Here is a 23,558-nt window from a genome sequence, read left to right as displayed (position 1 = left end):
TATCCTCCCTTTCCTTCTCCCCGGCTGCGCAGGGCCGACAGGCCCGGTGCGCGCAGCGCCACATAAGGTAGGATTACTTGGTAATCCTTGGAGGGGGGGCGCAAAATGAACCCCCTTTAAGTGTCAAAATGAACCCCCTTTAGCGTTCAAAATGAACCCCCTTTATTGCTCACACCCCTTAGTTATCCACAGGCACAAAAAAGCCCCGGCGCGATGCCGGGGCCGCTGTCTTGGCTCTCTTGGATCGGCTCAGGCCTCCCCGCCTGCATCCATGATTTCTAAAGCCTTTGCGGGTCCATACTTGCCCGATAGAAAGCGCCAAGCTGCCTCGCGCGCCTTCTCTGCCTCGCGCGCCGCTATGTGCTGATCTGAAGGACTGTTTGACTGGCCCGGCACAGATAGGAGCCATGTTGTAGGGATTGAGCGCCCGCCCTTCCAGTTGCGTATCGGCTTGATACTACCTTCGGTGCGGAGATCGATAAGGGCGCGGCGCACTGTGGATAGTGAACACCCTGTCTTCTCAATTATTTGCTCTCGCGTGATTGTCACAACAGGGCGATGAAAATCGGCCTTATCCCATATTGCCCGCAATATTGCCTGATGCGCTCCCTTTGATCTCGTATTCAGAAACGCCGCTTTGCGGGTGGCCCTCGTTGCGGCACATGCGGCCTTGTATTCTTGGTCTGACTGGAAGCCATGGCGCGTCCAGAGTGGATCACGCTTCATTTGCGCGCCCCTTCCCGGCGTATAACCTCCGCTATGTCATCTACCATAAAGACAAGCGGAAGATTGCCGATTGTGCCATCATTCGTCATGCGCGTCACATGCGCTGAGATCGCCCCCGGCCTGCGTCGCAAAGCCCTTGCTATAGTCGCATTATCGAGGCCCGCCGCTTTGCCTATGCGGATGCAATCTTTCTCAAAATCGGTGATCCATTTGCCATGTGCCATTATTGACTATGCCCCCGTCATATTATACATAAATGAAAGGCCGCTTTGCGGTGATGCATCCTTGGTCGGGTGTGTCGGCCACCCTCCGGTTCCACTGAGCAAACGGACTGGTGGCCCGCCGCCCCCCTTTTTTACAGCGTTTTTGTAAAAAGTTGAGCGTTTTCAGCATATTACAGATTATAAGCTTTACATATAGAGGCGAGAGAGAGCGGTAAATTCAGCCAATCTACGCCCCCTCGGGTCAACTTGAACGCCGGGACATACCCTTCGCAAAGACCCATGCGACGCAAGCCGCACCGATCCTGTCAGACAGCATGCGGATCGATGCGAGCCACGCCGCGAACCGTCCACCCCGTCTGGCGTAGCGATCAAAGAAGAAACTCATCAGCGTCACGACGACGAGGCCGAGAAGTGTTAGCAACAGCGATTGCTGCAACGTGTCGGGATGTCCGCGCAGGATATAGAACGCCATATTTCCGAAGGAGAACGTGAACAGACTCGTGCGTCCAAAGAAATTGCAGCTCTCCCAGAACCGCTCTGGGATGAAGCGCGCCTTCAGGGTCACGAGGATCAGCAAGGCGGTTGTGAAATACGCCCAGATCACGCCGGACAGGAAATAGATCGGATGGCTCTCCATGCGCAGTTGCATATTCGCGATGCCGTGGATCGTCTCTCGGTCGATCACGAAGAGCTGGACGAGGGCGAGTGTCCCTGCCCCCGCAAGCACATACCACGCCTTGCGCTCCAGCGTGCTTGCCGAAAGCGCGGGCCCGTTCGAGCGCGCCGAGAAGATCGATCCGAACACCATCCCAAAAACCACAAGAGACAGGCCGTGCAGCACCGAAGGACCGCCGAGCTTTGCGTCGCCAATCCCGAAAAAGAACATCGCCAAGCGATTGATCTCTTTTGGGAAACCGAACTCTTTCGGAGCCGGTATCGCGTGCAGGATTGGAAAGACAAGATGGACTGCAACCGCCACGAGCGCGATTGGCAGCAGACCAAAGCGCAAGCGCAGACCGATGATTAGCGGCGCTAACAACAAGGCCAGCGCATAGAATTTAAGGATATCGGTGAATGGCGTGATCCCCATCATCAGGATCGTCGAGATCGAGTATAAGAGCGACACTTGCGGGTCGACACGCCACAAAACCAGAACTGAAACTGCATAGAGCACCCAGCATTGCAGCGCGCGCGAGACAAGGCGCGCGGAGCACTGCTCGAATTTTCCGGCGCGTGCGCGTGGGACATAGACGAATTCGAGCATCGTCCCAAAGAGGATGATGAAGATCGGTGGCGCCATCTGGATCGCAAAGCGCAGGGTGTCGATCCCTGGTCCATGTAGGAACGCATAGGCGTTGGCCGCGATCAAAGCGTGGCTTCCCATCGCCATGAAGATCGCCACGGACCGGGTCACATCAATACCGACAATTCTCATGGGCTATCCCCTCTCGAAGCGCGCTACTTAGGACCGCGTGCCAATTGGTTCGCTGCCAGTGCGTTTTCACAAACTGCGGTCAGTTGGTCACAGCCTCGTGACGAACAAAAGGTTAACGGCGATTTAATGCCTTAAAACATGGCCCGAGACGGCGAATTGACGTGAAATGTCACAGATTGCCACGGATTTGCGCAATCTGACTCCCCGCGCGGGTGCGGCCGTGGCCTGACACCCGCGCGCAGGCGTCAGGTGATGACGTCCGGGCCGATGCGCTCGGTGCGCGCACGGATGCCGACGATTTCTTCTGCCGCAAGGATGATCGGCGCAAGCGCGTCTTGTGGGTCGAGATCAAGACCGTCGGGCCCCGCCGCGTAGCGTTCCAGATAGACCCGCAGCGTCGCGCCCTCGGTGCCCGTGCCCGACAGGCGCAACACGACCCGCGAGCCGCCCTCGAACAGAATCCGGAATCCCTGCCCCTTCGAGATCGCGCCATCGACCGGGTCTTCATAGGAAAACTCATCTGAACTCTCGACCGTAAGCCCCTCGAATGTCTGACTTTTCAGCGTTCCAAGCTTGCCGCGCAGATCGGCCAGCATCGCCTCTGCCTGCTCAGTCGGCAGCGCCTCATAGTCGTGGCGCGAATAGTAGTTGCGGCCAAAACGCGCCCAGTGGTCGGCCATCACCTCGGTCACGCTCATCTTGCGCACCGCCAGAATATTGAGCCACATCAGCACAGCCCAGAGCCCGTCCTTTTCGCGCACGTGATCCGAGCCTGTGCCAAAGCTTTCCTCACCGCACAGACTGACCCGCCCGGCATCCATCAGGTTTCCGAAAAACTTCCAACCCGTTGGAGTTTCGTAACAATCGAGCCCCATCTCGGCGGCCACGCGGTCCACCGCAGCCGAGGTCGGCATCGAGCGCGCCACTCCTTTGAGCCCCGCGCTATAACCCGGCACGAGATGCGCATTCGCGGCCAGTACCGCGAGGCTATCGGAGGGCGAGACATAGATCCCGGCGCCAACCACCATGTTGCGGTCACCATCCCCATCCGAGGCCGCGCCGAAATCAGGCGCGCCGCTTCCCATCATCTCGGTCATCAACTCATGCGCCCAAGTCGGATTAGGATCGGGATGCATGCCGCCGAAATCGGGCAGCGGCGTCTCATGGCTCACAGTGCCTGAAGGCGCGCCAAGACGACGTTCAAGGATCTCAACCGCATAGGGCCCGGTGATCGCGCACATCGAATCCATGCGCATCCGGAATCCCGATTGAAAAACCGTCTTCAACGCTTTGAAATCAAATATGCTTTCCATCATATCGGCGTAGTCGGAAACCGGATCGATTACTTCGAGAGCTGTCTCGCCAAGCCGCGTCTCGCCCACGCTCTGCAAATCGGGATCAGCGGCGTCGAGGATGTGATATTCGGTAATCTCTTGCGTACGCGCATAGATGGCAGAGGTCACCGATTCCGGCGCGGGACCGCCATTGGCCATGTTATATTTGACCCCGAAATCCGCATCGGGACCGCCGGGATTGTGACTGGCCGACAGGATCAGCCCGCCATCGGCACCGCGCTTGCGGATCAGATGCGAGGCGGCGGGCGTCGAGAGCCACGCACCCTGCCCCACAATCAACCGCGCGGCCCCATTGGCCGCCGCCATCTTGCAGATCGTGGCCGCAGCCTGCGCCCCGAAATAGCGACCGTCGCCGCCAAGCACGAGGGTCTTGCCGGCAATCCCGCCGATTGCGTCAAAGGTCGCCTGGACGAAGTTCTCCAGATAGCCCGGCTCCATGAAGACTTTGGTTTTCTTCCGCAATCCCGAGGTTCCGGGCTTTTGTCCGTCGATCGGCGTGGTCGCGTGGCGGGTCATGGTCACTCCTGAGCTGGCCTTTGGCGGAACAGTTGGACGGATTGCGCGGCAAGGCAAGTGCTGAGCGCAGTTTTCGGCGGCTCTGTGCCACCGGGATCGGCGGTATCAAGCTCCAGCGCCCAGTCTCCGGGCGGTAAGCGCGCCTCGCAAGCAGCGCCTGCGTTGAACAAAAGATAAAGCGCCGTGTCGCCTGCCTCTTGCGACAGGCCCTCGGCGGCCCCGCGGATCTCAACGCCGATACAGCGCAGCTCGGGATCGTTCCACTCCGAGGGGCTGGGTTCTTCGCCCGAGGGCAGCCGCCAAACCAGATCGCGCAGGCCGTCCTGCGCGCGTTGCAGCGCATGCAAGAACCGCGTCTGACGCAGCACCGGATGAGCCGCGCGCAATGCGATCAGCCGGCGCGTGAAGGCGATCAGCCCCGCATCCGCCTCGCGCCAATTCACCCAGCCAATCGCGTTGTCCTGCGCATAGGCGTTGTTATTGCCCCCTTGCGAATTGCCCAGCTCATCGCCCGCCAGCAGCATCGGCACGCCTTGGCTAAGCAGCAAGCTCGCCAGCAAGGCCCGTTTGCGCGCAGCCTGTGCCTCGGGGTCGCTCAGCGCCTGCGAATGGTTCTCGCCATGGCCGTCGCGATTGCCCTCGCCATTCGCCTCGTTTTTCTTTTCGTCATAGCTGACAAGGTCTTGCAGGGTGAATCCGTCATGCGCCGTCAGAAAATTCACCGAGGCTGTCGCAAGCCGTCCATGGTGGTCAAAGATCTCGGCCGAGCCCGCCACGCGCCGCGCAAGATCGCCCGCCATTGCCGCATCGCCGCGCCAGAACTTCCGCAGATCGTCGCGAAACCGGTCGTTCCATTCGCAAAACGGATGCGGAAAGCCGCCCAGGAAATAGCCGCCCGGCCCGATATCCCAAGGCTCTGCGATCAGCTTGACGCCGCTCAGCACCGGATCTTGCGTGACTGCGCTGAGAAATGCGGACCGAGGCTCGACCGCGCCCGAGACACCGCGCGCAAGGGTTGATGCGAGATCGAAGCGAAAGCCGTCCACGCCCATCTCGGTCACCCAGTAGCGCAGGCAATCCATCACCAGACGCAGGCAGAGCGGATTGGACAGATCGAGCGTGTTGCCAGTGCCGGTCTCGTTGATAAACGCGCCACGCTCGGTCAGACGGTAATAGCTCGCATTGTCGAGCCCGCGCAGGCTCAGAACCGGGCCGCGCGCATCGCCCTCGCCTGTGTGATTGAACACGACATCAAGGATCACCTCGATCCCCGCGCCGTGAAAGCGCTGCACCATCCGCTGGAATTCGCCGCGCGGATCTGACCCGCAATAGCGCGGCTCGGGGGCGAAGAAGCCAACGGGCTGATAGCCCCAGTAATTGCGCAGCCCCTTCTCGACGAGGAACTTGTCATCAATGAAGGCACAACTCGGCAGCAGCTCGATCGCGGTGACGCCAAGCCCGTTCAGATGCGCAAGGATCGGATCGCTTGCAAGCCCTTCCCATGTGCCGCGTAGCACCTCCGGGATGTCGGGGTGCTCCATCGTCAGCCCTTTGGGGTGGGCCTCATAGATCACGCTGTCCTGCCACGCATGGCCCGGGCGCTGCCAATCGGGATGCGCGGCCGCGCAGACGATGGATTTTGGCATCACGGGGCCGGAGTCGCGCGGATCGGGCCGGGTTTTGCCCGGAGCCATCGCCGCCTGCCAAACCGGCGGCGCGTCCAGCGCGCGGGCATATGGATCGATCAACAGCTTTGCGGGGTTGAATCGGTGCCCCTCTTCGGGCGCCCAAGGGCCATGGGCGCGAAAGCCATAGCGCGCGCCTTCTCTCAGCCCCGGCACGAAGCCATGCCAGACCGGCCCGCTGCGTCGAGGCAGATCCAGCACATGCTGGTGCTCCCCCTCAAACAGGCACAGCTCGATACGTTCCGCGTGCTCAGAGGTCACAGCGAAATTCACGCCGTCTGCGCTTAGCGTCGCTCCCAGCGGACCCGCCTGCCCGGCCTCGATTTTCATGGACTCAGCAACCCTTGAAACAATGCAGCATACCGCTCAGCCGAGCGCGCCCAGCCCCAATCGGTTTTCATCGCCCGGCGCACCGTAGCGGCCCATGCCTTCGGATCGGCGTAAAGCGCAGTTACCTGCGCCAGTGCCTGACGCAAGGCCAGCGCATCGACGGGGTGAAAGACAAAGCCCGTGGAGGTCTTCGCAGCCTCGGTCGCAGGCGTGAGCCCGATCACCGTATCGGCCAGCCCACCCACTGCCGCGACCACCGGCAGACAGCCGTAGCGCAGCCCGTAAAGCTGGGTGAGCCCGCAAGGCTCGAACCGCGAGGGCACGAGAACCGCATCACCGCCTGCGAACATCCGATGGCTCAGCGCCTCGTCATAGCCGATCCGCACACCCACCTGCGACGGGTAGCGCGCAGCCAGATCGAGCATCGCGGCCTCTGCGCGGCGATCGCCTGAGCCCAGCACCACAAGCCCGCCGCCCGCGTCAAGAAACGGCTCAATCGCGGGGGCAATCAGATCGATCCCCTTTTGATCGGTCAACCGGCTGACAAGGATCGCCAATGGCCCTTCCACATCTAGCTGAAATTCCTCTTGCAACATTTTGTTATTGCGCTCTTTTCCCTGCATTCTCGTGGCCGAGAACGAGACGATATGCGGGTCATTCTCGGGCGACCACAGCTCGGGATCGATGCCGTTGAGAATGCCGTGCAGGCGATCTGCGCGCAGTTGCAACACGCCCTCCAGCCCCATACCGAATTCAGGCCGCATCAGCTCTTGCGCATAGCGCGGGCTGACCGTGGTGATCGCATCCGCGCCCATCAAACCTGCCTTCAGGGTCGAGACATCCCCCCAATATTCCACCCGATCGCGATGAAAATCCGCCTCGGGAAGCTGCATCACCTCAAGCGTGCTGCGCGCAAACCGGCCCTGAAAGGCGACGTTATGGATCGTGAGCACCGTTGGGATCGTCTCATCGCGCAGATACCACGGCACGAGCCCCGCATGCCAGTCATGGGCATGGACCAGATCGGGGCGCCATCCCGCCACACCCTCGCGCGCGATCTCGGCTGCCACCTGACAAAGCGCCGCAAAGCGCGTGGCGTTGTCGCGATAATCCCCCGCCGCGTCGGAATACGGTCCGCCCTCGCGGTCATAGAGATGCGGCGCGTCGAGCGCGAGCACATACAGACCGGCGATACGACCCTCAATCAGACGGGCCTCGCCACCATGGAGATCCGGCGTCTGCCAAACCGATTTCTTCGATTTCAGAAGTTTTATAACTCCGCGATAGGCCGGGATCAGCACCCGCATTTCCCACCCGAGCGGCGCCAGTGCGCCGGGCAAGGCGCCAACCACATCGGCCAGGCCTCCGGTCTTGATCAGCGGGACGGCCTCGGAGGCGACGGAGAGGATTTTTTTCATGCGTTTTCAATCGCTCCACAGTGCGCGGACAGGCGCAAACCGGTGATACCACCCGCGCGCCCTGCCCGCTTTTCAATCCAGCGCGGCGGCGCGCCTGTCAAGCATTGGTTGCGTGATCAGAACGACGCCGCCTTCCGATCTTCGAAACCACTTCTCGTCCTCTTCGGGATCTTCGCCCACCACGAGACCCGCCGGGATCTGCACCCCGCGATCGATCACGCATTGGCTGAGCTTCGCGTGCCGCCCGATATCGACATAAGGCAAAACAACCGCTTGATCGAGCGCCGAAAAGCTATGCGCGCGCACGCCGGTGAACAACAGCGAATGGCGCACTTCCGAGCCCGACACGATACAATCGCCCGAAACCAGCGATGAGACCGCCGAGCCCCGCCGATCATCCTCGTCATGGATGAATTTCGCGGGCGGCACGATCTCGGCATAGGTCCAGATCGGCCAGGCATTGTCGTAAAGATCGAGCTTGGGCGTGAAATCGGTCAGATCGATATTGGCCTGCCAGAAGGCATCCACGGTGCCCACATCGCGCCAATAAGGCTCGGTTTCCAGCCCCGATGTCACGCAGCTATCGGAAAACTTATGCGCCATCGCGCGCCCGTTCTTCACGATATCGGGGATCAGATCATGGCCGAAATCATGGCTGGAATTGCTGTCCTCCATATCGCGGCGCAACAGATCGCGCAGGAAGGCCCAGTCAAAGACATAGATCCCCATCGAGGCCAGACTGTTTTCTGGATCATCTGGCATCCCGGGTGGGTTTTTCGGCTTTTCGAGAAACTCGGTGACCTGCCCCTTGGCATCGACCGCCATCACCCCAAAAGCCTTAGCCTCGGTGCGCGGTACGGTCAGACAACCGATGGTGACATCCGCGCCGGTCGTGACATGCTCTTGCAGCATGACCTCGTAATCCATCTTATAGATATGATCGCCGGCCAGAATGATCACGAATTTCACACCGTAATCATCAATGATATCAATGTTTTGCGCAACCGCATCGGCAGTACCCAGATACCAGCGGCTATCGGCCACGCGCTGACTTGCGGGAAGAATATCAAGATATTCGTTGCGCTCGGCACGGAAGAAGTTCCAGCCGCGCTGCACATGGCGGATCAGCGAATGCGCCTTGTATTGCGTCGCGATCGCCATCTTGCGAATACCGGAATTGAGCGCGTTGGAGAGCGCGAAATCGATGATCCGGGTCTTGCCCCCGAAATAGACGGCAGGTTTGGCGCGTCGGTCGGTCAGCTCCATCAGGCGACTGCCGCGACCGCCCGCCAGGACAAAGGCCATGGCCTGCGCGCTCAGGCGCGTGTTTGGCTGTGGTTTCATTCTCTCCCCCTCCCAATTGATGAAAATCTAGGCTTGCGTGAACATCACGACAGAGAGCGGCGGCAAATAGACCTCCGCACTGAAGTCACGGTTCGAATGCGGCTCACTCTGGGCGGTGATGTAACCCAGATTTCCCCAGTTCTCGCCGCCATAATGGGCTGAATTGGTGTTGAGGATCTCGACCCATTCCCCGCTTTGCGGAAGTCCGATCCGATAGGTGCGCTCCACAGGCGTCAGGTTCGCCGCAACCACGACCGTCGGCGCATCGGGCGCGCGGCGTTCGAACACGAAGACCGAATGCTCTGCATCGTCGGCCTCGATCCACGCAAAGCCCTGCGGCTCGCAATCGCCCCAATGCAAGGCGGGCGTCTCGCGATAGAGCCGGTTGAGATCGCGCACGAGGTTCCGGATGCCCTGATGGCGGGCATCGTTGAGCAGATACCAGTCCAGCTCACGCTCATGGCTCCATTCCGACCACTGGCCGAATTCCTGCCCCATGAACAGCAGCTTCTTGCCCGGATGCGCCCATTGAAACGCATAGAATGCGCGCAGATTGGCGTATTTCTCGGCCTCCGTTCCGGGCATCTTGCCCAGCATCGAGCCCTTACCATGCACCACTTCGTCATGGCTGATAGGAAGGATAAAGTTCTCGCTGTAAGTATATGAACTTGCGAAGGTAAGCTCGTTATGGTGGTGCTTTCGATACAGTGGATCGCGGGCGAAATAGCGTAAGGAATCATTCATCCAGCCCATGTTCCATTTGAACCCAAAACCCAAGCCCCCCTCATGGACCGGACGGGTCACGCCGGGATAGGCCGTGCTCTCTTCGGCGATGGTCATGATCCCCTCGGCCCCACCATAGGAGGCGGCATTCATCGCCTCAAGAAAGGCAATGGCCTCGAGGTTCTCGCGACCGCCATCCTTATTGGGCACCCATTGGCCCGGCTCGCGCGAGTAATCGCGGTAAAGCATCGAGGCCACCGCATCCACGCGCAGCCCGTCGAGGTGATATTCTTCAAGCCAGAACAAGGCGTTGGCGAGAAGATAATTCGCAACCTCGCGTCGACCGTAATTGTAGATCAAGGTATTCCAGTCCTGATGGAACCCTTCCTTGGGATCGGCATGCTCGTAAAGGGCCGTGCCGTCGAAGCGCTGCAACCCGTGGGCATCGGTCGGAAAATGTCCCGGCACCCAGTCAAGGATCACGCCAATGCCGCGCCGATGCGCCGCATCGACCAGCTCGGCGAATTCCTCGGGGCGGCCATGCCGGATCGTGGGCGCATAAAGCCCGATCGGTTGATACCCCCAAGAGCCGTCGAAGGGAAATTCGGTGATCGGCAGCAGCTCGATATGGGTAAAGCCCAGGTCGCAGACGTAATCGATCAGCTTCTCGGCCAGCTCATGATAGCTCAGCGGGCGTCCGCCCTCGTCCCAGATCCGCACCCATGAGCCCAGATGGACCTCGTAGATCGAGATCGGCGCATGCCGGTCGTGACGCGCGGCGCGGTGCTTGATCCACGACGCATCGCCAAAATGATGCTGGCCGAGCTTGCGCACAACGGAGGCCTGCGCCGGCGGATGCTCTGCCCCAAAGCCCAGCGGATCGGCCTTGAGCGGCAGCAAGCGGCCCTGCGCATCGAGCAGCTCGTATTTGTAAAGCGCGCCCGCATGTAGCCCCGGCACGAAGATCTCCCACGCGCCGGTCTCCCCGATCCGGCGCATCTGATGGCGCCGCCCGTCCCAGAAATTGAAATCTCCCACGACCGAGACCCGCCGCGCATTGGGCGCCCAGACCGCGAAATGCACCCCGTCGACCTCTTCATGGGTGATCACATGCGCGCCGAGTTTTTCCCAAAGCCTCTTATGCGTGCCCTCGCCGATCAGATATTCATCCATTGGCCCCAGCACCGGACCAAAGCCGTAAGGATCGTCGAAATCCCATGTGGCATGCGCGTTGCTGGCGCGCAGCCGATAGGCTCCGCCTGACCAGTTCGCACCAAAGAGCCCCGGGATGATTTCGGCAAGCTCGACCTCGTCGCGCGCGCCCACTGCCCAGACCTGCGCGGCTCCCGGCACAAAGGCCACCAGACGCGTCTCATGGAGCCCCAGCACCGAGAACGGATCAGCATGCAGGCCTTCGGTCAGGGCTTCGGCGGTCGCGCGGTCGATCAGTGCCATATCGCTCCTTGCTCGCTGCGACCCCGGGTGATTACAGGGCCGAACGTGTCTCCCAGATATCTCTCATGTAGCCCGCAATTGCCCGGTCGGACGAGAAAAATCCCATTCGCGCCGTATTGAGGGCGGCCATCTTCGCCCAGCTTGCGCGATTGGCAAAGGCCGCGTCCACCTCTTTCTGAGCCGCGCGGTACGCTTCGAAATCCGAAGCCACGAGAAAATAGTCGCTGTTCCACATCGTGTGAACGAGATCGTGATAGCGTCCGGGCTCTTCAGGCGAGAAGCGCCCCTCGGCAATCATTTGCAGCACATCTTGCAGCATCTGGCTCTCAAGGATCGCATGGCGCGCATGTTCGGGATCTTCGCGCCGCGCCGTCACCTCGGGTGCTGTCAGCCCGAACAGGAAGAAGTTCTCGGCCCCCACCTGTTCGCGGATCTCCACATTGGCCCCGTCGAGCGTGCCGATGGTCAGCGCGCCGTTGAGCGCGAATTTCATATTGCCGGTGCCAGAGGCCTCTTTGCCCGCGGTGGAGATCTGCTCGGAGAGATCCGCCGCCGGGATCAGCCGCTCGGCCATCGAGACGTTGTAATTGGCCGGATAGACGATCTTGAGACGATCACCAATGGCAGGATCATTGTTGATCACCTCGGCCACGTCCTTGATCAGCCGGATGATCTGCTTGGCCGCGACATAGCCGGGGGCTGCCTTGCCGCCAAAGATCTTAACGCGGGGCTGGTAATCGGCCTGCGGATTGTCCCGCATCTCGTGCCATTCCCCGATGGTCTGCAGGATGTTCAGAAGCTGGCGCTTATATTCATGCAGCCGCTTGATCTGCACGTCGAACATCGCATCGGGGCTGACAGTGATGCCTTGGTTCTGCGCGATCCAATGCGCCAGATGCTCTTTATTGACGCGCTTGGCGGCCATGAACTGATCGAGAAAACCCGCATCCTCGATATACGGCTCGAGCGCGCGCAGCCGGTCAAGATCGGCCTCCCAGCCCGCGCCGATGGTTTCGGTGATCAGATGCGAGAGCGCGGGATTGGCCATGCGCAGCCAGCGCCGGGGCGTGATCCCGTTGGTCTGGTTGATGATGCGCCCCGGATGCAGGCGGTTGAGCTGCGGAAACAGGTTTTCCCGGATCAGCTCGGTATGCAGTGCAGAGACGCCATTGACCTTGTGGGCGGTGATGAAGGCCAGCTCGCCCATCCGCACCTCTTGATGCTTGACGATCCCCACGTAATCGGGCCGCCCGGGATGGGCTGCACGGTGCCAGCTGTCGATCTTCTCGATGATCTGCATATGGCGCGGCAGCACGGTGCCCATCAGATAGGTCGCCCAGCGTTCGAGCGCTTCGGGCAGCAGCGTGTGGTTGGTGTAGCCAAGGCATTTCACCGTGATGTCGATGGCGGCCTCGAATTCCATGCCATGCACATCCATCAACAACCGCACCAGCTCGGGCCCCGCAATCGCGGGATGGGTGTCGTTCATCTGGATTGCCACGTGATCGGGCAGATCTTCCAGCGCGAGCTCGGCTGCGAGATGGCGCCGCAGGATGTCTTGCAGCGCGGCGGAGGTCAGGAAGAACTCCTGCTTGAGCCGCAGCTCTTTGCCCGCATAGGTCGTGTCATCGGGATAGAGCACGCGCGAGAGCGTCCGTGCCAGCGCCTCGGGTTCGGCGGCGGCGGCGTAATCGCCATGGTTGAAGCGCGCGAGGTCGAATTGCTCGGTGGGTTTGGCCGACCACAGGCGCAGCGTATTGGCCCATTTGCCCTCCCAGCCCACAATCGGCATATCGCAGGCCTCAGCCAGCACCGTCTCGCCGGGCGTCCAGACGGCCCTCCCATCGACCATTTCGACCGTGCCCTTGAAGCCGATCTCATAGACGGATTCGGGGCGCTCGAACTCCCAGGGGTGGCGCTGGCGCAGCCAGTCCTCGGGCAGCTCGACCTGCCGCCCGGCCTCGAATTTCTGCTTGAAAAGCCCATGCTCGTAGCGAATGCCATAGCCGTAGCCCGGACAGCCAAGGCTTGCCATACTCTCCATGTAGCACGCAGCCAAGCGCCCCAGCCCGCCATTGCCAAGCGCGGCATCGGGCTCGTTCTCGACCACCGCCTCGTAATCGAGGCCAAGCGCCTCAAGCGCCTCCCGGCAGGTGTCGCGGATGCCAAGATTGATCGCGGCATCTTCCAGCATCCGCCCAATCAGGAACTCCATCGACAGGTAGTAAACCCGCTTGGCCCCGGTCTCCCATGTCTTGCGGGTCGCGGCGAACCATGGCGCAACCACCCGATCGCGGATTGCAAGGCTGAGCGCCATGCGCCAATCATAGACCGAAGCATGGCGGGCATCTTTGCCCATCGAATAGGTCAGGTGATGTTCGATCTCGTCGCGCAGGACCTGAACGGTGGGCAAATGGGTGTCTTTCACGGGGCGTGTCTCCGAGGCGAGGAATGGCTGCGAAAACAGCTCTCGAATGATTGATGCGGCCTGCCCCCGCCATCGTCAAGGCAAGCCGGAAAATCCACGGCGCAGCGGTTGCCGTTTGCGCTAACACAGGTAAGGTTGCCGCGAGAAGAGGCATAATGCAATTGCAACAGGAGCGCGAAATGAACACGGAATGGTGGCGCGGCGCGGTAATTTACCAGATCTACCCGCGCAGCTTTCAAGACGACTCGGGCGATGGAATCGGCGATCTCAAAGGGATCACGCGCAGGCTCGATCACGTCGCAAGCCTTGGCGTGGATGCGATCTGGCTCTCGCCGATCTTCACCTCGCCAATGGCCGATATGGGCTATGACGTCTCGGATTACCGCGATATCGATCCGCAATTCGGCACCTTGGCCGATTTCGACGCATTGGTCGCGCGCGCCCATGAGTTGGGGCTAAAAGTGGTGATCGATCAGGTGCTCTCGCACAGCTCGGATAAGCACCCCTATTTCCAGCAATCGCGCAAATCGAAGACTGGTGAGAAGGCCGATTGGTATGTCTGGGCGGATCCCAAGCCCGATGGCACGCCGCCCACGAATTGGCAGTCGAATTTCGGCGGGTCATCTTGGGAATACGCCCCCGAGCGGCGCCAGTATTACCTGCATAACTTCCTGATCGAGCAGCCAGATTTCAACCTGCACAACCCCGACGTTCAAGACGAGCTTTTGGATGTGCTGCGCTTCTGGCTTGATCGCGGTGTGGATGGGTTCCGGCTCGATACGGTGAATTATTACTTCCACGACCCCGAGCTGCGCGACAACCCCCCGATGCCCGCCGACCCGGCAGGCTGGCCGCCCGTCGCGACCTACGACATGCAAGACCACGAATATGACAAGAACCGACCGGAAAACCTAGCATTTCTGCAGCGGATGCGCGCAGTGATGGACGCGTATGACGCGCGCATGCTGATCGGCGAGGTTGGCGAAGTGCCTCATCGCGCCCTCGGCATCATGGAGGAATATACCCGCGGCGATGACCGTCTGCACATGGCCTATAGCTTTGACATGCTGGGGCCGAAATTCACGCCCGAGCATTTCCGCTCGCGTATCGAGGGCTTCTTCACCAATGCCCCCGATGGCTGGCCAAGCTGGTCCTTCTCGAACCACGACGTTCAGCGCCATGTGACGCGCTGGAAGAATTACGGCACTCAGGATGCGGTGGCCAAGCTGGCAATCTCGATGTTGGCCTCGTTCCAGGGCACGATCGGGATCTATCAGGGCGAAGAGCTGGGCCTGAGCGAGACCGAGCTGGAATATTCCGAGCTGACCGACCCGCCCGGCCTGCGCTTCTGGCCCGAAAACAAGGGACGCGACGGCTGCCGCACGCCGATGGTTTGGGATGAAAGCGCCAATGCGGGCTTCTCCGAGGTCAAGCCGTGGTTGCCGGTGAAAGCCCCGCAGGCGGCGCGTGCCGTGAGCCTGCAGGAAAAGACCAATGACGGAGTGCTCGCACAGTATCGCGCAATGCTCGCCTTCCGTAAAGGCTCGCAGGCGCTCTCCAGCGGGCGCTCCGATTTTCTTGATCTGGACGAGCCGCTTCTGGGCTTCGTGCGGGTCGCGCAAGATCAACGCGTGACCTGCATCTTCAACCTGAGCGCCGAGACGGTGAGCCTTCAGGCCCCCGAAGGCACGCTGACGGGCCCGTCGCTCGCGGCTTCGATTGAGGGCGGAAAACTCACGCTTGGCCCCAATGGCGCGGCTTGGGTCGAGGCTTAACATCGCCCGATAAGTGTTAGATATAAAACGAAAAAGGCCCGGAGCGATCCGGGCCTTTTGCTATCGTGAGGGTCGTTTGCGCTCAGAGCGACACGGCCTTGGCAAGCTGGCGGCGATCGCGCAGCTCTTCGGCCACGAGGAAGGCCAGCTCCAGCGATTGCGAGGCGTTCAGACGCGGATCGCAGGCGGTGTGGTAGCGGCTTGAGAGATCGCCATCGGTCACCGCACGCACGCCGCCGGTGCATTCGGTCACGTCCTGCCCGGTCATCTCGAAATGCACACCGCCCGGGATCGTGCCCTCGGCTTTGTGGATCGCGAAGAACTCGCGCACTTCGCGCAACACGGAATCGAAGGGCCGGGTTTTATAGCCGCTGTCGGATTTGATCGTGTTGCCATGCATCGCATCGCAGGACCAAACCACATTGGCGCCCTCGGCCTCGACCGCGCGGATCAGGCGCGGCAGATGATCGCCGACCTTGCCCGCGCCGAACCGCGCGATCAGCGTCAGACGACCCGCCTCGTTCTCCGGGTTCAGCTTTTCCATCAGAACCTTGAGATCGTCCTCGGTGGTGGTCGGACCACATTTCAAACCGATCGGGTTCTGCACGCCCCGGCAGAACTCGACATGGGCGCCATCGGGCTGACGGGTGCGATCCCCGATCCAGATCATGTGACCCGTCCCGGCCACCGGCAGACCGGTGGTGGAATCGATGCGGCACAGCGCCTCTTCATATTCGAGCAGCAAGGCCTCGTGGCTGGTGTAGAATTCGACCGAGCCAAGCTCATGGGCAGTCTCGGCGGTGATGCCGGCGGCGCGCATGAACTCCATCGCCTCGGAGATCTGCTCCGCGACCTGACGGTATTTTTCGGCTTCCTCCGCGTCGGTGAAGCCCGCGATCCAGCTTTGGACCCGGTGCATATCGGCAAAACCACCCGTCGAGAAGGCGCGCAGCAGGTTCAGCGTAGCCGCCGCCTGCGTGTAGCCCTGCAGCATCCGGTTGGGATCGGGCAGACGCGCGGCTTCGGTGAAATCAAAACCGTTGATGATGTCGCCGCGATAGCTGGGCAGTTCCACGCCGCCGATGGTCTCGGTCGCGGCCGAGCGCGGTTTTGCGAATTGCCCCGCCATCCGGCCAACCTTGATCACCGGGACTTTCGCACCCCAGGTCAGCACCACGGCCATTTGCAGCATGACCTTGAACGTGTCGCGGATGTTGTCGGCGGAAAACTCACCGAACGCCTCTGCGCAATCCCCCCCCTGCAGCAAGAACGCCTCACCGCGTGCCGCCTGCGCCAATTCCGCTTTCAACCGACGGGATTCGCCGGCAAAGACCAGCGGCGGCATACGCGACAGGGTCTGCTCTACCGTATGGAGCGCGTCCGCGTCGGGATAGTCGGGCATCTGAACCCGCGGTTTTGCGCGCCAGTCCGATTTGCTCCAACCCTTACCCATCTGTCTGATCCTTCCAATACGATTTCTAAGGTACCGGGCGCGCTTATACCCAAGGCGGAGAGCAGAACAAACCCCATTTCGACCGGCCTCGGTCCGCTCAGTGGAACAGCTTTCGCTTGCGCGGCCCCGAGATTTGCTGTTTGCGTGAAAAAAAAGGTCAATAGCCGAGCCGTAGCCATGTCGCAAAGCGCGCACCGCCAGCAACGTCCCGCGCCCTCTCAGGGGACGATCAAACTTGCCGCCGCGACACGCACGCGCAGTTTCACATTTTTGCTGCTCGAGCGCTTCACGATGATGGCTTTTGCGAGTGCCATCGAGCCGTTGCGGCTGGCCAATCAGGCGACGGGTCAGAAGCTTTATGACTGGCAGTTGGTGGGCGAAGCGCATCGCGATGTCACCTGCTCGAACGGCGCGGTGTTTCGCACCGATATGGGGCTTGAAGAATTGCCCCGCGATTCGACGGTGCTGGTCTGCGGCGGCATCGATGTGGCCGAGACGATCACCAAGCCGATCCTGAACTGGCTGCGCCGCGAGGCGCGGCGTGGGGCCGCCATGGGCGGGCTGTGCACCGGGACTTGGGCGCTGGCCGAGGCGGGTCTGCTCGATGGGCGGCGCGCGACGATCCATTGGGAAAACACAGATGCGTTTTGCGAGGATTTCCCCGATGTCGAGCTGACGCGCTCGGTTTTCGTGATCGATGGCAACCGGCTGAGCACCGCAGGCGGCACCGCCTCCATCGATCTGATGTTGCGCCTGATTGCCGCCGATCACGGCGATGAGCTGGCCAATACCGTGGCCGATCAGATGATCCATTCCTCGATCCGCACGGATCGCGACACGCAGCGGCTCTCGATCCCGACGCGGATCGGCGTGCGCCACCCGAAGCTTGCGCAGGTCATCGGGCGGATGGAAAACAATATCGAGGATCCGATCAGCCCCGCATTGCTGGCCACAGAAGTGGGCATGTCCGCGCGCCAGCTTGAGCGGCTGTTCCGGCGCTATCTCAACCGCAGCCCGAAGCGCTATTACATGGAATTGCGGCTGCAAAAGGCGCGTAACCTCTTGATGCAGACGGAGATGAGCGTGATCAACGTGGCGATGGCCTGCGGCTTTGCCTCGCCCTCGCATTTCTCGAAATGCTACCGCGCACATTATCAGACAACGCCCTATCGCGAGCGCGGCACCTCGGGCGGCACCCCCGAGGCCGACCGGGCGCTGGAGTGAAATCCAGAGCCCACCTTGCAGGCTTCACAATGCCACACAGGCACTGACGTTGACGTTATGCACCCCAGGTACCGGCTTGACCTTTTGATCCAATTTTCCGTGACTGCCAAGTGAGCGCGGTGTTTCCTTTTATAAAAACGCGCACTAATCTCGCGCCAGAACGCGAGTTCCAACACGGGAGTGAAACTATGAAAAAAATTCTTCTGGCTTCGGCCGCAATCGCGCTGGGTGCGTCCGGCGCCTATGCAAATGACGTCAAGATCGGTGTGCTCTTGGGCTTCACGGGTCCGCTGGAATCGATGGCGCCGAACATGGATGCGGGCGCTGAGCTGGCCATCAAGGAAGTCTCGGATTCCGGTAAATTCATGGATGGCAGCACCGTCACCCCGGTCAAGGGCGACTCGACCTGCATCGACGCTTCCGCTGCGACTGCTGCGGCTGAAACGCTGGTGACCTCCGACAAAGTTTCGGGGATCGTGGGCGCGCAATGCTCGGGCGCCACGACCGCTGTGCTGCAAAACGTAGCCATGCCCAATGGTGTTGTGATGATCTCGCCCTCCGCGACCTCGCCGGCTCTGTCGACGATGCCCGATGATGGCCTTTTCTTCCGTACGGCCCCGTCCGATGCCCGTCAGGGCGACGTGATGGCCGACGAAGTGATTGAAAAAGGTATCAAATCGGTCGCCGTGACCTATACCAACAACGATTACGGCAAAGGTCTCGCCGACGCTTTCGACAAAGCCTATGAAGCGAAGGGCGGTAAGGTCACGATCTCGGCCGCGCATGAAGACGGCAAGGGCGACTATTCCGCGGAAGTGGCTTCGCTCGCCTCGGCCGGTGGCGATGCGCTGGTGATCGTGGGCTATATCGACCAAGGCGGCTCGGGCATCCTGCGCGGCGCGCTCGACACAGGTGCTTTCTCGACATTCGTCTTCCCCGACGGGATGGTCGGCAAGACGCTGGAAGACAATTTCGGCAAGGAAATCAATGGCTCGATTGGCCAGTACCCGGATTCGCAGGGCCAAGGCATGGATAGCTTCCTCGCGGCGGCTAAAACGGCTGGCTTCGATGGATCGTCGGCCTACTCGGCCTCGGCCTATGATGCGGCGGCTCTGATCTTGCTTGCGATGCAGGACGCCAAATCGACCGATCCGAGCGTCTACAAGACCAAGGTTATGGAAGTCGCAAACGGTCCCGGCGAGAAGATCTATGCCGGTGAGCTGGCCAAAGGTCTTGAACTGCTCAAGGAAGGCAAGCCGATCGATTACGAAGGCGCCACCGCTGTGCGTCTGATCGGAAACGGCGAAGCCGCAGGCTCTTTCCGCGAAATCACTATCAAAGACGGCAAAATCGAGACCGTGAAGTACCGCTAAGCGCGGTCACGGCCTAAGGCAGCCCGGAGAAATCCGGGCTGTTTTTCAATTAAAACAAAACATTGCGGCGCATAGTTTATGTGAATCGCAAGCTTTCAGGGGACCCCATGATCCGGGTTGAGAATCTCGTCAAATCCTTCGGCGGCTTTCACGCTGTCGACGGGGCAAGTCTCGAAATCGAGACTGGCTCCATCACCGGGCTAATCGGCCCCAACGGCGCGGGAAAATCCACGCTTTTCAACGTGATCGCCGGGGTTCATGAACCCACCGAAGGACGTGTCACGATGGATGGCGAGGACATTACCGGCCTCAAGCCGCATGCCCTGTTTCACAAAGGCTTGCTGCGCACCTTCCAGATCGCCCATGAGTTTCCCTCGCTCACCGTGCGCGAGAACCTGATGATGGTGCCCGCCGCCCAATCGGGCGAGACGCTGTGGAACACTTGGTTTGGGCGCAAACAGATCCAGAAGGAGGAGGCGGCGCTTCTTGAGAAAGCCGATGATGTGCTTGATTTCCTGACGATTTCGCATCTGCGCGATGAGAAGGCAGGCAATCTCTCGGGCGGCCAGAAAAAGCTGTTGGAGCTTGGTCGCACGATGATGGTCGAGGCCAAGATCGTATTTCTCGACGAGGTGGGCGCCGGTGTGAACCGCACCCTGCTCAATACCATCGGCGATGCGATCGTGCGCCTCAACAAAGAGCGCGGCTACACGTTTTGCGTGATCGAGCATGACATGGATTTCATCGGACGTCTCTGCGACCCGGTGATCGTGATGGCCGAGGGGCGCGTGCTGGCCAAGGGCTCTGCCGATCACATCATGGAAAACGAGGCCGTCATCGAGGCCTATCTGGGCACCGGTCTGAAGAACAAGGTCAAAGGCGAAGAGGGCCGCGAGGCGCTTGCGCATGAAGATCACGGCGCCCAGCCGGGCCTTGGTGACGAGGCCGGTCAGAGCGGCGATGAGGGGGACCAGGAATGAGCTATCTCAGCGCCACAAACATGACGGGCGGCTATGGCAAGGCCGATATCTTGCACGATTGCACGCTCACCGTCGACAAGGGCCAGATTGCGGTCATCGTGGGCCCCAACGGGGCGGGCAAATCCACCGCTATGAAGGCAGTGTTCGGCATGCTGGGCCTGCGCGCAGGTCAGGTCACGCTGGACGGGACCGATATCAGCGCGCTCTCGCCGCAAGACCGCGTCAAGAAGGGCATGGGTTTCGTCCCGCAGGTCAATAACGTCTTTCCGACGATGACGGTTGAGGAGAACCTCGAGATGGGGGCCTTCATCCGCAACGATAATTACCGCGTCACGATGGAGCAGGTTTTTGACCTGTTCCCGATCCTCAAGGACAAGCGGCGCCAGAACGCCGGAGAGCTGTCGGGCGGTCAACGCCAACAGGTGGCCGTCGGGCGCGCGCTGATGACCCAGCCGAAACTCCTGATGCTCGATGAGCCCACCGCCGGGGTCTCGCCCATCGTGATGGACGAGCTGTTCGACCGCATCATCGAGGTCGCCCGCACCGGCATCTCGATCCTGATGGTGGAGCAAAACGCCCGTCAGGCGCTTGAGATCGCCGATAAGGGCTATGTGCTTGTGCAGGGCGCGAACAAATACACCGACACCGGACAGGCGCTGCTGGCCGATCCCGATGTCCGCCGCACCTTCCTGGGGGGCTGATCCAATGGATATCATCAACGCGCTGGTCGCGGTTACCAACTATGTCATCATCCCCGCCACTGCCTATGGCGCGCAGCTTGCGCTTGGCGCGCTTGGCGTCACGCTGATCTATTCGATCCTGCGGTTCTCCAACTTCGCCCATGGCGACACGATGGCCTTTGGCACGGGCGTCACGATCCTGATCACCTGGGGCTTTCAGGCCATGGGCATCAGCTTCGGTCCGTTGCCAACAGCCCTGCTCGCCCTGCCCTTTGGCATCGTCATCACCTCGGCGCTGATGCTGGGGACCGACCGCGTCGTCTATCGCTATTACCGCCGCGTGCGGGCCGCCCCCGTCGTGATGGTGATGGTCTCGGTCGGCGTGATGTTCGTGATGAATGCGCTCACCCGCTTCCTGATCGGCGTCGATCAGATCAACTTCGACGATGGCGCGCGCTTTATCATCAACGCCCGTCAATGGCGCGAGATGACCGGCTTGACCGAGCCGCTCACGCTGCGCTCGACGCAAGTGATCACCGTGGTCACAGCCGTTATCGTGGTGGCTGCGCTGTTCTGGTTTCTGGGCCGGACGCGCACCGGGAAATCGATGCGCGCCTTTTCCGACAACGAGGATCTGGCGCTCCTCTCGGGCATTGACCCCAATAAGGTCGTGGCGGTCACATGGATCATCACCGGCGCGCTGGCCACCATTGCGGGCACGCTCTACGGGCTCGACAAAAGCTTCAAAGCCTTCACCTATTTCCAGCTTCTGCTGCCGATCTTCGCCTCGGCGATCGTGGGTGGCATCGGCAATCCGGTGGGCGCAATTGCGGGCGGGTTCGTGATCTCTTTCTCGGAAGTGGGTCTGACCTATGCGTGGAAAAAGGTGGTCACCTACCTGATCCCGAACTGGGAGCCTGACGGGCTCGTGCAGCTTCTTTCGACCGATTACAAATACGCCGTGAGCTTCACCATCCTCATCCTCGTTCTGATCTTCAAGCCGACGGGTCTCTTCAAGGGGAAAATCGTATGAGCAACACTCGTCAAGCTGCAGAAACCAGCCGCCTGCGCGCCCCGCTGTTCTTCGCGATCATGACCGCGCTCATCGTCCTTGAGGGGGTGACCTCGGGATGGAACTCGGCGCTCGGCATCCTCAATATGGGCTTGATCTCGGCGATCATGGCGCTGGGGGTAAATATGCAATGGGGCTATGCGGGCCTGTTCAATGCAGGCGCGATGGGCTTTGTGGCCCTTGGGGGTCTGGCGCCCGTGCTGATCTCGATGCCCCCCACGCAAGGCGCATTCAAAGCCGGTGGGTTTGGCCTGATCGTGGCCTTCATCATCGCTGCAATTGCCGTGCTCGCTGCCGTCTGGCTGTATAAGCGGTTGCATGGGCTCGCGCGCGGGCTGGCCGTGGCAGCCGTGCTGATCGTGGGCTTTTTCGCCTATCGGTTCTTTCTTGACCCGGCGGTCTCGGCCATTGAGGCGATCAACCCGTCGGCGGCTGGCAACCTCGGCGGTCTTGGCCTTCCGACCCTGATCAGCTGGCCCGTGGGCGCGATCTTGGCTGCGGGTGCCGCATGGCTTGTGGGCAAGACGGCCCTCGGTCTGCGCTCGGATTATCTGGCCATCGCGACGCTCGGCATTGCCGAGATCCTCGTGGCGGTCCTGAAAAACGAGCAATGGCTGGATCGTGGCGTGCTCAACGTCAACGGCATTCCGCGTCCCTGGCCGGTGCCCTACGAGATCAACCTGCAAAACAGTCAGGCCTTCGTGGCCCAGATGCAGGCTTGGGGGATCGATCCGACGCTGGGCTCCACGATCACCGTAAAGCTGGCCTTTCTGGTGCTCTTTGTTGTGGTCATACTCGTGCTGTTGTGGCTCACCGAGATGTCGCTGCGCTCACCTTGGGGTCGGATGATGCGCGCGATCCGCGACAACGAGATCTCTGCGGCCGCAATGGGCAAGAACATCACCCGCAGGCATCTGCAGATCTTCGTGCTGGGCTCGGCGGTGATCGGGCTTGCGGGCGCGATGATGATCTCGCTCGACGGGCAGATGACGCCTTCCAGCTACAACCCGCTGCGCTACACGTTCCTGATCCTCGTGATGGTGATCGTGGGCGGTTCGGGCAGCAACTGGGGCGCAATTCTAGGCGGTGTGCTGATCTGGTATGTCTGGGTCAAGGCCGGCGACTGGGGGCCAGACATCATGGGGCTGCTGGCCAGCCCCTTCCCCGATGGCCCGTTCAAGGCCCATATGATCGCCTCGGCCGCTCATATGCGGATGCTGGTGATGGGGGTGATCTTGCTCGGGGTGCTGCGCTTCAGCCCGCGCGGCTTGCTCCCAGAGAAGTAAGAGCCACGCGCCGGGGGACCCATGGTTCCCCGGCTGCAACCAAGGGCGCCGCGCAAGCCGCAGCCTCTTGAAAATC

General features: G+C 61.0%; 15 protein-coding genes. 7 read left to right on the top strand and 8 right to left on the bottom strand.

What is annotated here, in order from left to right:
* Positions 1-1,191: 1,191 nt before the first annotated feature.
* The 7 genes from DL1_RS00340 to DL1_RS00310 form a co-directional block, all read right to left on the bottom strand.
* A complete protein-coding gene (locus tag DL1_RS00340; RefSeq protein WP_051693213.1) occupies positions 1,192-2,385 on the bottom strand; it encodes a hypothetical protein in 1,194 nt (397 codons plus the stop codon).
* A 245-nt stretch (positions 2,386-2,630) separates the two neighbouring features.
* Entirely contained in the window at positions 2,631-4,256 is a 1,626-nt protein-coding gene (locus tag DL1_RS00335) for an alpha-D-glucose phosphate-specific phosphoglucomutase (protein WP_038060787.1), read from the bottom strand.
* A 2-nt stretch (positions 4,257-4,258) separates the two neighbouring features.
* Entirely contained in the window at positions 4,259-6,271 is a 2,013-nt protein-coding gene (glgX, locus tag DL1_RS00330) for a glycogen debranching protein GlgX (RefSeq protein ID WP_038060784.1), read from the bottom strand.
* Positions 6,268-7,689 (bottom strand): glycogen synthase GlgA, encoded by a 1,422-nt coding sequence (glgA, locus tag DL1_RS00325; RefSeq protein ID WP_038060780.1) that lies wholly within the window; start codon positions 7,687-7,689, stop codon positions 6,268-6,270. The genes glgX and glgA overlap by 4 nt, the downstream gene beginning before the upstream one ends.
* 72 nt (positions 7,690-7,761) lie before the next feature.
* Complete coding sequence (glgC, locus tag DL1_RS00320; protein WP_038060777.1) at positions 7,762-9,033, bottom strand: glucose-1-phosphate adenylyltransferase; 1,272 nt, start codon at positions 9,031-9,033, stop codon at positions 7,762-7,764.
* A gap of 27 nt (positions 9,034-9,060) precedes the next feature.
* Positions 9,061-11,211, bottom strand: a complete 2,151-nt coding sequence (gene glgB / locus DL1_RS00315) for a 1,4-alpha-glucan branching protein GlgB (protein WP_038060774.1) — start codon at positions 11,209-11,211, stop codon at positions 9,061-9,063.
* Positions 11,212-11,242: 31 nt separating this feature from the next.
* A complete protein-coding gene (locus tag DL1_RS00310) occupies positions 11,243-13,639 on the bottom strand; it encodes a glycogen/starch/alpha-glucan phosphorylase (RefSeq protein ID WP_038060771.1) in 2,397 nt (798 codons plus the stop codon).
* A gap of 179 nt (positions 13,640-13,818) precedes the next feature.
* Here DL1_RS00310 and DL1_RS00305 point away from each other — a divergent pair, with 179 nt between their 5' ends.
* Positions 13,819-15,414, top strand: coding sequence for an alpha-glucosidase (locus DL1_RS00305; protein WP_038061461.1), 1,596 nt, complete (start codon positions 13,819-13,821; stop codon positions 15,412-15,414).
* An 82-nt stretch (positions 15,415-15,496) separates the two neighbouring features.
* On the opposite strand, the gene DL1_RS00300 is transcribed toward DL1_RS00305, so the two are convergent.
* Positions 15,497-16,867, bottom strand: a complete 1,371-nt coding sequence (locus DL1_RS00300) for a class II 3-deoxy-7-phosphoheptulonate synthase (protein ID WP_038060768.1) — start codon at positions 16,865-16,867, stop codon at positions 15,497-15,499.
* 291 nt (positions 16,868-17,158) lie between these two features.
* Between DL1_RS00300 and DL1_RS00295 the strand changes: the two genes are divergently transcribed.
* The 6 genes from DL1_RS00295 (at position 17,159) to DL1_RS00270 (ending at position 23,482) form a co-directional block, all read left to right on the top strand.
* Entirely contained in the window at positions 17,159-18,091 is a 933-nt protein-coding gene (locus tag DL1_RS00295; RefSeq protein ID WP_425441852.1) for a GlxA family transcriptional regulator, read from the top strand.
* 188 nt (positions 18,092-18,279) lie between these two features.
* A complete protein-coding gene (locus DL1_RS00290; protein ID WP_038060765.1) occupies positions 18,280-19,464 on the top strand; it encodes an ABC transporter substrate-binding protein in 1,185 nt (394 codons plus the stop codon).
* A gap of 107 nt (positions 19,465-19,571) precedes the next feature.
* Positions 19,572-20,444 (top strand): ABC transporter ATP-binding protein, encoded by an 873-nt coding sequence (locus DL1_RS00285; RefSeq protein WP_038060762.1) that lies wholly within the window; start codon positions 19,572-19,574, stop codon positions 20,442-20,444.
* Complete coding sequence (locus tag DL1_RS00280; RefSeq protein WP_038060759.1) at positions 20,441-21,145, top strand: ABC transporter ATP-binding protein; 705 nt, start codon at positions 20,441-20,443, stop codon at positions 21,143-21,145. Before DL1_RS00285 ends, DL1_RS00280 begins: the two co-directional genes overlap by 4 nt.
* A gap of 4 nt (positions 21,146-21,149) precedes the next feature.
* Positions 21,150-22,157, top strand: a complete 1,008-nt coding sequence (locus DL1_RS00275; RefSeq protein WP_038060756.1) for a branched-chain amino acid ABC transporter permease — start codon at positions 21,150-21,152, stop codon at positions 22,155-22,157.
* Positions 22,154-23,482, top strand: coding sequence for a branched-chain amino acid ABC transporter permease (locus DL1_RS00270; protein WP_038060753.1), 1,329 nt, complete (start codon positions 22,154-22,156; stop codon positions 23,480-23,482). Before DL1_RS00275 ends, DL1_RS00270 begins: the two co-directional genes overlap by 4 nt.
* Positions 23,483-23,558: the final 76 nt, after the last annotated feature.

The organism is Thioclava dalianensis, assembly GCF_000715505.1.
GTDB classification, from domain to species: domain Bacteria; phylum Pseudomonadota; class Alphaproteobacteria; order Rhodobacterales; family Rhodobacteraceae; genus Thioclava; species Thioclava dalianensis.
The sequence above is the reverse complement of the archived record's forward strand: the minus strand, read 5'-3'. Positions and strand labels throughout refer to the sequence as shown.

Coding starts and splice junctions, on each gene's coding strand:
- DL1_RS00340 (WP_051693213.1), bottom strand. CDS start 2,385: ATGAGAATTGTCGGTATTGATGTGACCCGGTCCGTGGCGATCTTCATG.
- DL1_RS00335 (WP_038060787.1), bottom strand. CDS start 4,256: ATGACCCGCCACGCGACCACGCCGATCGACGGACAAAAGCCCGGAACC.
- glgX (WP_038060784.1), bottom strand. CDS start 6,271: ATGAAAATCGAGGCCGGGCAGGCGGGTCCGCTGGGAGCGACGCTAAGC.
- glgA (WP_038060780.1), bottom strand. CDS start 7,689: ATGAAAAAAATCCTCTCCGTCGCCTCCGAGGCCGTCCCGCTGATCAAG.
- glgC (WP_038060777.1), bottom strand. CDS start 9,033: ATGAAACCACAGCCAAACACGCGCCTGAGCGCGCAGGCCATGGCCTTT.
- glgB (WP_038060774.1), bottom strand. CDS start 11,211: ATGGCACTGATCGACCGCGCGACCGCCGAAGCCCTGACCGAAGGCCTG.
- DL1_RS00305 (WP_038061461.1), top strand. CDS start 13,819: ATGAACACGGAATGGTGGCGCGGCGCGGTAATTTACCAGATCTACCCG.
- DL1_RS00300 (WP_038060768.1), bottom strand. CDS start 16,867: ATGGGTAAGGGTTGGAGCAAATCGGACTGGCGCGCAAAACCGCGGGTT.
- DL1_RS00295 (WP_425441852.1), top strand. CDS start 17,159: ATGATGGCTTTTGCGAGTGCCATCGAGCCGTTGCGGCTGGCCAATCAG.
- DL1_RS00290 (WP_038060765.1), top strand. CDS start 18,280: ATGAAAAAAATTCTTCTGGCTTCGGCCGCAATCGCGCTGGGTGCGTCC.
- DL1_RS00285 (WP_038060762.1), top strand. CDS start 19,572: ATGATCCGGGTTGAGAATCTCGTCAAATCCTTCGGCGGCTTTCACGCT.
- DL1_RS00280 (WP_038060759.1), top strand. CDS start 20,441: ATGAGCTATCTCAGCGCCACAAACATGACGGGCGGCTATGGCAAGGCC.
- DL1_RS00275 (WP_038060756.1), top strand. CDS start 21,150: ATGGATATCATCAACGCGCTGGTCGCGGTTACCAACTATGTCATCATC.
- DL1_RS00270 (WP_038060753.1), top strand. CDS start 22,154: ATGAGCAACACTCGTCAAGCTGCAGAAACCAGCCGCCTGCGCGCCCCG.